Source organism: Nocardia sp. NPDC003979 (assembly GCF_053605015.1).
Map to the genome: position 1 here is coordinate 1 of NZ_JBSGIJ010000020.1, position 7,317 is coordinate 7,317.

At 65.5% G+C, this 7,317-nt stretch carries 7 protein-coding genes and 4 pseudogenes; 5 read left to right on the plus strand and 6 right to left on the minus strand.

Annotated features, from left to right (window positions below; translation table 11 throughout):
* Window positions 1-412, minus strand: a 412-nt coding sequence (locus ACWEVR_RS28405) for a nuclease-related domain-containing protein (RefSeq protein ID WP_452469426.1), incomplete at its 3' end; no start/stop codon positions are given.
* A 643-nt stretch (window positions 413-1,055) separates the two neighbouring features.
* A pseudogene (locus ACWEVR_RS28410) lies at window positions 1,056-1,511 on the minus strand (SulP family inorganic anion transporter).
* A 127-nt stretch (window positions 1,512-1,638) separates the two neighbouring features.
* Between ACWEVR_RS28410 and ACWEVR_RS28415 the strand changes: the two are divergent.
* From ACWEVR_RS28415 to ACWEVR_RS28430, 4 genes and pseudogenes are all read left to right on the plus strand, one after another.
* On the plus strand, window positions 1,639-2,076 hold the full coding sequence (locus ACWEVR_RS28415) for a hypothetical protein (RefSeq protein WP_452469427.1): 438 nt from the start codon (window positions 1,639-1,641) through the stop codon (window positions 2,074-2,076).
* A gap of 156 nt (window positions 2,077-2,232) precedes the next feature.
* Window positions 2,233-2,601 (plus strand): flavodoxin family protein, encoded by a 369-nt coding sequence (locus ACWEVR_RS28420; RefSeq protein WP_452469428.1) that lies wholly within the window; start codon window positions 2,233-2,235, stop codon window positions 2,599-2,601.
* A pseudogene (locus ACWEVR_RS28425) lies at window positions 2,598-3,014 on the plus strand (universal stress protein); the annotation flags it as partial. The gene ACWEVR_RS28420 and the pseudogene ACWEVR_RS28425, both read left to right, overlap by 4 nt.
* 55 nt (window positions 3,015-3,069) lie before the next feature.
* The gene (locus ACWEVR_RS28430; RefSeq protein WP_452469500.1) at window positions 3,070-3,810 is read left to right on the plus strand and encodes a hypothetical protein; all 741 of its coding nucleotides are present in this window, start codon (window positions 3,070-3,072) and stop codon (window positions 3,808-3,810) included.
* Here the strand turns inward: ACWEVR_RS28430 and ACWEVR_RS28435 are convergent.
* Both ACWEVR_RS28435 and ACWEVR_RS28440 read right to left on the minus strand, forming a co-directional pair.
* Window positions 3,765-4,823, minus strand: a complete 1,059-nt coding sequence (locus ACWEVR_RS28435; RefSeq protein ID WP_452469429.1) for a helix-turn-helix domain-containing protein — start codon at window positions 4,821-4,823, stop codon at window positions 3,765-3,767. The genes ACWEVR_RS28430 and ACWEVR_RS28435 overlap by 46 nt on opposite strands.
* A 5-nt stretch (window positions 4,824-4,828) precedes the next feature.
* The gene (locus ACWEVR_RS28440; protein WP_452469430.1) at window positions 4,829-5,440 is read right to left on the minus strand and encodes a hypothetical protein; all 612 of its coding nucleotides are present in this window, start codon (window positions 5,438-5,440) and stop codon (window positions 4,829-4,831) included.
* 166 nt (window positions 5,441-5,606) lie between these two features.
* Between ACWEVR_RS28440 and ACWEVR_RS28445 the strand changes: the two are divergent.
* Window positions 5,607-6,007: pseudogene (locus tag ACWEVR_RS28445) on the plus strand (integrase core domain-containing protein); the annotation flags it as partial.
* A 144-nt stretch (window positions 6,008-6,151) separates the two neighbouring features.
* Here ACWEVR_RS28445 and ACWEVR_RS28450 read toward each other — a convergent pair.
* Together ACWEVR_RS28450 and ACWEVR_RS28455 are read right to left on the minus strand one after the other, a co-directional pair.
* A complete protein-coding gene (locus tag ACWEVR_RS28450) occupies window positions 6,152-7,105 on the minus strand; it encodes a WD40 repeat domain-containing protein (RefSeq protein ID WP_452469498.1) in 954 nt (317 codons plus the stop codon).
* A gap of 87 nt (window positions 7,106-7,192) precedes the next feature.
* A pseudogene (locus ACWEVR_RS28455) lies at window positions 7,193-7,317 on the minus strand (hypothetical protein); the annotation flags it as partial.

Below are 7,317 nucleotides of genomic sequence, written 5' to 3' on the forward strand. Positions count from 1 at the left end.
CCTGGCCGGGGAGCAGCATCACCACGACCAGGCCCCAGACGAAGCATGGCCGCCGGGTCGCGCTGGTGGCCCAGTTCTTCACCGCCGAGGAGTTCGTGCGGACCTGGCTGACGGGGTCGTGGTTGTAGCCGTTGCCGGAGATGTCGGCGACCTCACCGTCGTCCATCACCCACGGCCCGTTCGACGGAATGATCAACGTCCCGTGCTGCACGCTGCGGAATCCCTTGATCTCGACCGCGATACACCGCTGACGGGTGAAGATCAGCGCGTCTAGCCGGCGGCTGTGACCACGGTACGGAACGTTGACGTCGAGCAACACCACACCGGCCTGGGCTGGACTCCACGCGACCCAGTCGGCGAAACGCTCCTCGGCGGACGACAACTCCGAATCCGGGTCGACCAACAGCAACACAACGACCTCCCCGACAGACCGGCCTCGCGGGTTCATCAGACCGGTCTCGCGCACCGATCTCTACCTCCGTGCCAGTGTCGCACGCCGCACCGAGACCCCGAAGTCGTTCGCACACAAAGGTTTACAGCCGCAATGGGCGGCCGGAGATCAAGCACTATGAACAATCGCGAACCGCAGCACGCCTGTCAGCTGCCCCGGCTGGGGTCTGGGCGCGAATTTCACGTCTATCTGCCTCGGCGGTAATCGCCTTCAGGATTCCTAGCCGCGCGGGGAACGTGCTCGCTGCTGACGCGTTGCCAACCCTTGTCATCGAGGCCCGAACCGCCGGGTGGTATTTGGCGCCGCGCTCAGGGACCGGAACGGACGAGGCTCGACCAGGCCGTCGAAGTGCTCTGTCCAAAACGATCGCGTACTCGCCGGACCCCCACCGCACTTGACTTTTCTTAGTTTCTTGCCTTTGGGTCGCGCAGGGGAACGCAAGCGGCGCTCGACAAGACGCTCGTGAGCGGCTTCCGCTTCGCGTGCAAGCTCCAAGCGGAGTTCGCCGCCAGCGGTGAGCACCCGCGCGATCAGATCTTCGGCGTCGGCATCAAGCGCGGCGCCTCCCGTCGATGCGGAGCCCTCCACTTCTGACCTACCTCGGTCACCGTAGCTTTCCACGACGAACCATCAGTCCGGCGGTCCCGGCCAGGTAGCCGACCAGCACCGGTTGTGACAGCAGATTCGCCAACACCCCCAACCGCGTCAGCGCGCCCACCAGACACAGCAGCCCGACCAGCACAGCCAGCAACACGCGAGCGCGCCGTAGCGTTGCGGGTCACCGGCGGCCAGGGGCCCATCGCTACCCCGGTCAGCAGCGCGGTCGTCGACTACGGACCTACCGAGAGCTGACGCGAGGTTCCCAGCACCGCGTACACGGCCAGGGCGTGATCGCCGTCCACAAACCCACCACCGGCGACAGCCCGGCCACCGTGGCATAGGCAATGACCTGGGGAATCAGGTACGCGGCCACGGTGACACCGGCCGTCACGTCCGGGCGCAGCCATGCTCGCTGATAGCCCTGAAATTGGGCCAGACCCGGCAGTGCACGCGTCAACATCGTTCCAGTGTCGGGGGTGGCGCTGGGGTGCGGGATGGCCGAACGTCACCGGATCGGGACAGTGGTCTTCGGCGGCGGGGACCTTCGCCCCTGACCTCGAGCAGGGCCGACCCGCCACGCTGAGAGCATGATCTCGACCTACCTGCGCCGGCTCGACCCTCGTCGATCTGTACTGTGCCTGATCGCGGGCCTGTTGGCGACGTGGGCCTTCGCCGGCGCAGTCGGTCTGATCACCGGCGCAGTGACACTGGGCCCGGTGTCCGAAGCCCGGCTGCCGTGGCAGAGCCCGATTCTGGCCGGTGTCGCGCTGGCTGTGATCGTCGCACTGCCCATGACCGTGGTCGCCCTCACCGCCCCGGACAGCCCACGCACCACCCAGACAACGATGGTCGCCGCGTGTGCGCTGATCGGCTGGATCCTGTTGCAGCTGTTGATCTTACGAGAGCTGAACTGGCTGCAACCGGTGTGCGTGACCCTGGCGGTCGTCATCGTCGTACTCGGCGCCCCGCTGCAGCCGAACCGCAGCGCTGCGCTGCGCGGCACTGGAAGAAAGAAGTGGAACTGATGCGCGCACAGATCGTCTACGAATCGATGTTCGGCAACACCGCCGAGATCGCCGAAGCGATCGCAGTCGGTCTGCGGCCGCGGTTCGAGGTGGTGATGTGTCCGGTCGGCGAGGCCGTGAACCCCCCGGCGCCCGTTGTCGACCTGCTGGTGGTCGGTGCCCCCGACTCATGCCTTCGGGCTCAGCCGTGCCGCGACCCGCGAGGACGCGGCTGGGCAGGATTCTCCGGTCGAGGTCGAGATCGGGGTCCGTGAATGGCTCGACGCGGCACTGCCCGTGGCGTCCACGCGGGCGGCGGCCGCCTTCAGGACCAAGATCGCCCACCCGCCCTGGGTGCCCGGCTCGGCGGCCAAGGGTATCGGCAAGCGCCTGCGTCACCTCGGGTATCACCTCGCGGCCGCACCGGCGGACTTCCTGGTCGAGGACATGACCGGACCGTTACGGAGCGGCGAAATCGAACGGGCGACCGCATGGGCGACGCACCTGGGCGCGACTGAACCCGCCACTTCGGCAGAGCGGCCATGAACACACCGGCCGCCCCCGACGCGCGCTCCCCCATCGACATCGCCGCTGTGGTCGTGGGGGTCGACGGCTCACCGACAGCGATCCGCGCTGCTCAATGGGCCGCGGTCGCTGCCGCAGCCCGCCACACTCCCTTGCAGCTGGTGCACGTAGCCCGGCGGCCCGCACTCCGGCACAGCTGCGTAGCCCTCGCCGAGGCGCATCAGGCGGTCATCGATCGGTGGAGGCAAACCACGCACACCCCGGCACCGGAAATGACCGAGCTGACCCTGCGCGGAGATCCGGCAACCGCACTGATCGACCTCTCGGCGGCCGCATCCGAAGTCGTGGTCGGCAGTGTCGGGCACAGTGTCGCCGCGCAGACCATGCTCGGGTCGGTGGCGGGCTCGGTCGTTGCAGCAGCGCACAGCCCCGTCACCGTTGTTCGCCCCCCTTCGATACGCGGCATCAGCGGTAGGCTCGATCCTGGTCGTGATCAACCCGGTGAGCCCTGGCGCTGCCGCCGCACTGACCGCAGGGATGCGTGCCGCGCAGGAGCGAGCCATCGACGTGGTGGTAGTCGAGCTCACCCGACGCGGTGCTGCGGCGTCGGCAACCGCCGGGGACGTCGAGGCGTTGACCGTCGAGCTGGGTGTGCGGTTTCCGTCTGTGCGGACCAGCATGATCACCTACTTCGGTCACGCGCGCACCGCACTCGAGAGGTTCAGCAGCACCGCCCAATTGGTTGTTATGCGCGATCACCGGACGCTGTGGCCACCCCAGCACGGTATAGGACGTACCGCGCTGAGCCACACCCGCTGCGCGGTGTCGGTCGTTCCCGAACCGGCCGCGTCACCGACCGGTATCGATCGCTTCCTCGCCGTCGCCCGAGTCGAGGCCGATCGGCTGTTCTCCCGACCTGATCGCCGGCATCGAGCCGCGCTCGGGCAAGGATCTCCGAGGCGGTGCCCCAACGCCCCGGCAGCGCCCATCAAGGCCGACTCGAGAAACGTCACCGTCATGCGGCCCTATCGAGCTATACCTACCGCAGTGCCGGTCATCAGCGCCGCCGCAGGGTCGGCCACATCGACGCTGATGGTCTTCTCCGGCACCGAGCATCCGCCACCGGCCACGGCATCCCGTCACACAGGATCGTCTCCGGCGCAGGCGATCAAGTCCCGGCGAGTTCAGCGAATCAGTTTCAAGCCGCCCACGCGCGCCGGAATGAACTGATCGTGATCGGCATTGCCGGAGCTTCCTGTCATCGCGAGGACTTCTTCCCTGCCGAGGCCTTTGTCGAGCAGAGCCTCGCCGATCGTGCTAGCCAACTCCGGATGCTCGGGTGGGATGCGATCGGAGCCTGGCTCATTGGCCTTCCACCCACGCGCGTTGAGCGACCGATAGAATCGGGTGCGTTCCTCGCCCGTAACCCGCCCGAACTGGTAGGCGCGTTCGTAGAGCGCCTGCATCGATACCCCCCATGTGGCTTTGAGGTCGATCAGTCTCGCCGGTTTCAACACCGACAAATCCGGCTCGATCAGATGCTTGGGCATCAGGAACTCAGCAGCGAAATCGTCGGCCTGGCGCTCCATCTCTCGATCGTCGACGGCGAACACACTGTGTAGGACCAGGTGTCCCAGCTCGTGGGCCAGCGTCCACCGTCGACGGTCCGGCGTTTGCGCAGCGTTGACGATGATCACCGGATAGTCGCTGGCCCACTGGGACATACCGTCGATTCGGTGGGTGTCGAAATCCTCCTCGAAGATCAGCACTCCTGCTGATTCCAGCCATCGAGTCAGATTCCGCACGGGGCCGATCGGCATCCGCCACTGCGACCGAGTCAACCGGGCGGCATCGGCGGGAGTCGCCGCGGCCGCGGTGTCGAGTTCGAACGTCGGCACTTGATTCTGCGGTCGCATGCCGATCCGATCCAGCAGGAACGCGCTACGCATGCGATACATGTTCAGCCGAGCCTCCCCGCTCTTCCAATGCGAGACCTTCGCCGTGCGTTGACGGCGCATGTGGACATCGCCTGCGAGCGCACCTTGCATCCGGCTGAACGAACTCGACAGAAACTCCGGCGTCAGCGACAACGCCGCTGCGAGCCTGGCAACCATGTCCGGCTCGGGGGTACGAGTGTTGTTCTCATACCGCGACAGGGTGGCTTGCTGAATGCCCAGTTGTTCGGCGAGTTCTTCTTGAGTCATCCCCGCCGCCCGGCGCGCCGTCAGGATGACATCGCCCATGCTGTTCACAGGGCATCAGGTTCAGCCTGCCCGGACATCCCGTCGAACAGGTCGAAATCGATCGCGGGCATGACAGGGTCGATGGGCGTGAACACCAATTCGTTGCCGGCCGCGGCTTGTCCGGTGTCGAGCTCGACCATCCAGCGCGGCTTGTTCTTGCTGTCACGGAACGAGATCACCGGCTGCTTGATCTCGCCGAGCTCGCCATCCCAGATGTAGCCGATCGCCAGGCTCCACTGCTCGAGACCAGAAAGTGCGGGCGTGGCGCACCAGAAGTTCAGCGCAGCCTTGGTGGGGAAGGTTTCGATCGCCGCGGCGTGGCTGTGACGCTTGATCCGGAGCCGGTACTTGCTGCCATGGCGGACCTCGCGCACCGGCTCGGCATCGATCATCGTCACATCCGGGTTGTCGAGCGTAGCGAACTTCATGTGTGCCCAGATCCGGTCGTGGATGAAGTTCGCGACCAGTCGTTGCGAGAAGTCGACGAACCATCCCGGCCTGAACTCCCGGAACTCCCGGAGGTCTTCTCGGGCGCCGTCGACGGCGGTAACGATCGCGTGCAGGGTCTTGTCGCCGAGGTCCTCACGCACATCCTGAGGGTCCGGGTATGAATTCATACCGGAAAATATACCGGCGTTGTCAACCGGATGCGTTCACCCCATACCGGCGAGCCCCGGCCGACCAGGAGCCATCTCGATGACGTGTCAATTCGGAGGAGGGCAGTCGACCCGCTCCCGCCGTGGCACCGGAACAGAACCGCCGCTGCGCTGCGAGGAGCGGTGGTGGAGCGCGTTCGGCAAGCGAGGGCGCGGGAAAACCGCAAGCCCGGACCGCCGGTCCATGACGATCGGGTGCTACGGAACTTCACCGCTGATGAACCGAATCGTTTGTGGCTCAGCGACATTACCGAACATTGGTCCGCGCTCAATCGCCATCGCATGGTCGGATCCATGGGCCGCGTCGGTGCGGCCGGTGACAATGCGGCCATGGAAAGCTTCTTCAGCCTCCTGCAACGCAACGTGCTGGACCGGCAGGGATGGGACACCCGCGAACAACTGCGGATCGCGATCGTCACCTGGATCGAACGCACCTATCACCGTCGACGTCGTCGGGCCCGGCTCGGCCGGTTGACCCCGATCGAATTCGAAACCATCATGTCCCCAGCAGTCCGACAGACTGCTTAACCACTGTCACCCGATCCTGCAGCAGCCCCCTGGTGTCGCAATTCGCGCTGACGATCGGCAGACCAAGATCGCAAAGTGGTGTTCGAGTTCGCGCTCGGGTGGTGTCAGTTTTCGCGCTTGTAGCCAGTCGGTCGTCAGCCGTTGTTACAGCGCGCTGTCGTCCGAACTCCACCAACTGTCGCTCGGGTGGTAGAGCCGAAGAACGATTACACCGCCACTTGTGGCCAGCACGAGCCGATCTCCGATACCGTGTCCTGCCACGATCGGCACAGGAACCGGGCTAATCGTGTGTTTGAGGACTGCTCCGCTGTTCGTAATGTTCCACAATCGCACCGTCCCGTCGTAGCCTGTCGAGGCTAGGAGAGTGTTTTTGTCGGGCAACTGAATCGAGGTCAGTGCTCTGATCGGTCCGGTATGGCCCGGCAGGGGCAATCCCGCTACCTCGTCAGCAGCGAGATTCCACAATCGCACTGTTCGGTCGTCTCCTGCGGAGACGAGCAGAGTCTCACCGTTGGGCAACGCCACCGATGTCAACGCTCGCACCGGTCCGGTGTGTCCGATCAGCGGACGGCCGTGTGATCGGCCGGTGACCGGATTCCACAACCGCAGTTCGCGGTCGTCGCCGCCGGAGGCGAGGAGGATTTGTCCGTCCGACAACCTGACCGATGTCAGCGCTCGTACCGGTTCTGTATGGCCCTTCAGCAACCGGTGACGTACTCGGCCGGTTTCGAGGTCCCACAACAGCAGCGCGCGGTCGTCGCCTCCGGAAGCCAGCGCAGTCTTCCCATCAGGCAACATCACCGGTGTCAGCGCCTGAACAGGTCCAGTGTGGCCGGTCAGCGGATAGCCGTGTGCTCGGTTGGTGGCGGGATTCCAGAGCCGCACTGTGCGATCATCACCACCCGAGGCGAGAAATGTGAGCCCGCTGGGCAGGTTCACCGATGTCAGCGCCCTCACGGCGCCGGAGTGGTCGGTCAGGGGCTGGTGGTGCGTTCGGTTGGTTGCGGGGTCCCACAGCCGCACGGTGCGGTCATCGCCGCCGGAGGCGAGCAGAGTACGTCCGTTGGGCAACATAACCGAAGCCAACGCCAGAACCATGCAGTCGTGGCTGATATACCCACGAGGCCGCCACAGGCGGCTGATGGTACGGCGGTGCGGTCGAGCTGTCGCCGAATCCCACACTCGCACAGTGCTGTCGTTGCCAGCTGAGGCGAGCAGGGTATGCCCGGTGGGCAACACCACCGACGTCAGCGTCCTCACCCAGTCGGTGTGTCCGGTTAGTGGTCGGCCGTGTGCTCGGTTGGTGGCTG

What these genes read in the sequence shown, in the direction of transcription:
- ACWEVR_RS28415 (WP_452469427.1), top strand. Translation starts at nt 1,639, where the DNA reads ATGATCTCGACCTACCTGCGCCGGCTCGACCCTCGTCGATCTGTACTG.
- ACWEVR_RS28435 (WP_452469429.1), bottom strand. Translation starts at nt 4,823, where the DNA reads ATGGGCGATGTCATCCTGACGGCGCGCCGGGCGGCGGGGATGACTCAA.
- ACWEVR_RS28440 (WP_452469430.1), bottom strand. Translation starts at nt 5,440, where the DNA reads ATGAATTCATACCCGGACCCTCAGGATGTGCGTGAGGACCTCGGCGAC.
- ACWEVR_RS28450 (WP_452469498.1), bottom strand. Translation starts at nt 7,105, where the DNA reads ATGGTTCTGGCGTTGGCTTCGGTTATGTTGCCCAACGGACGTACTCTG.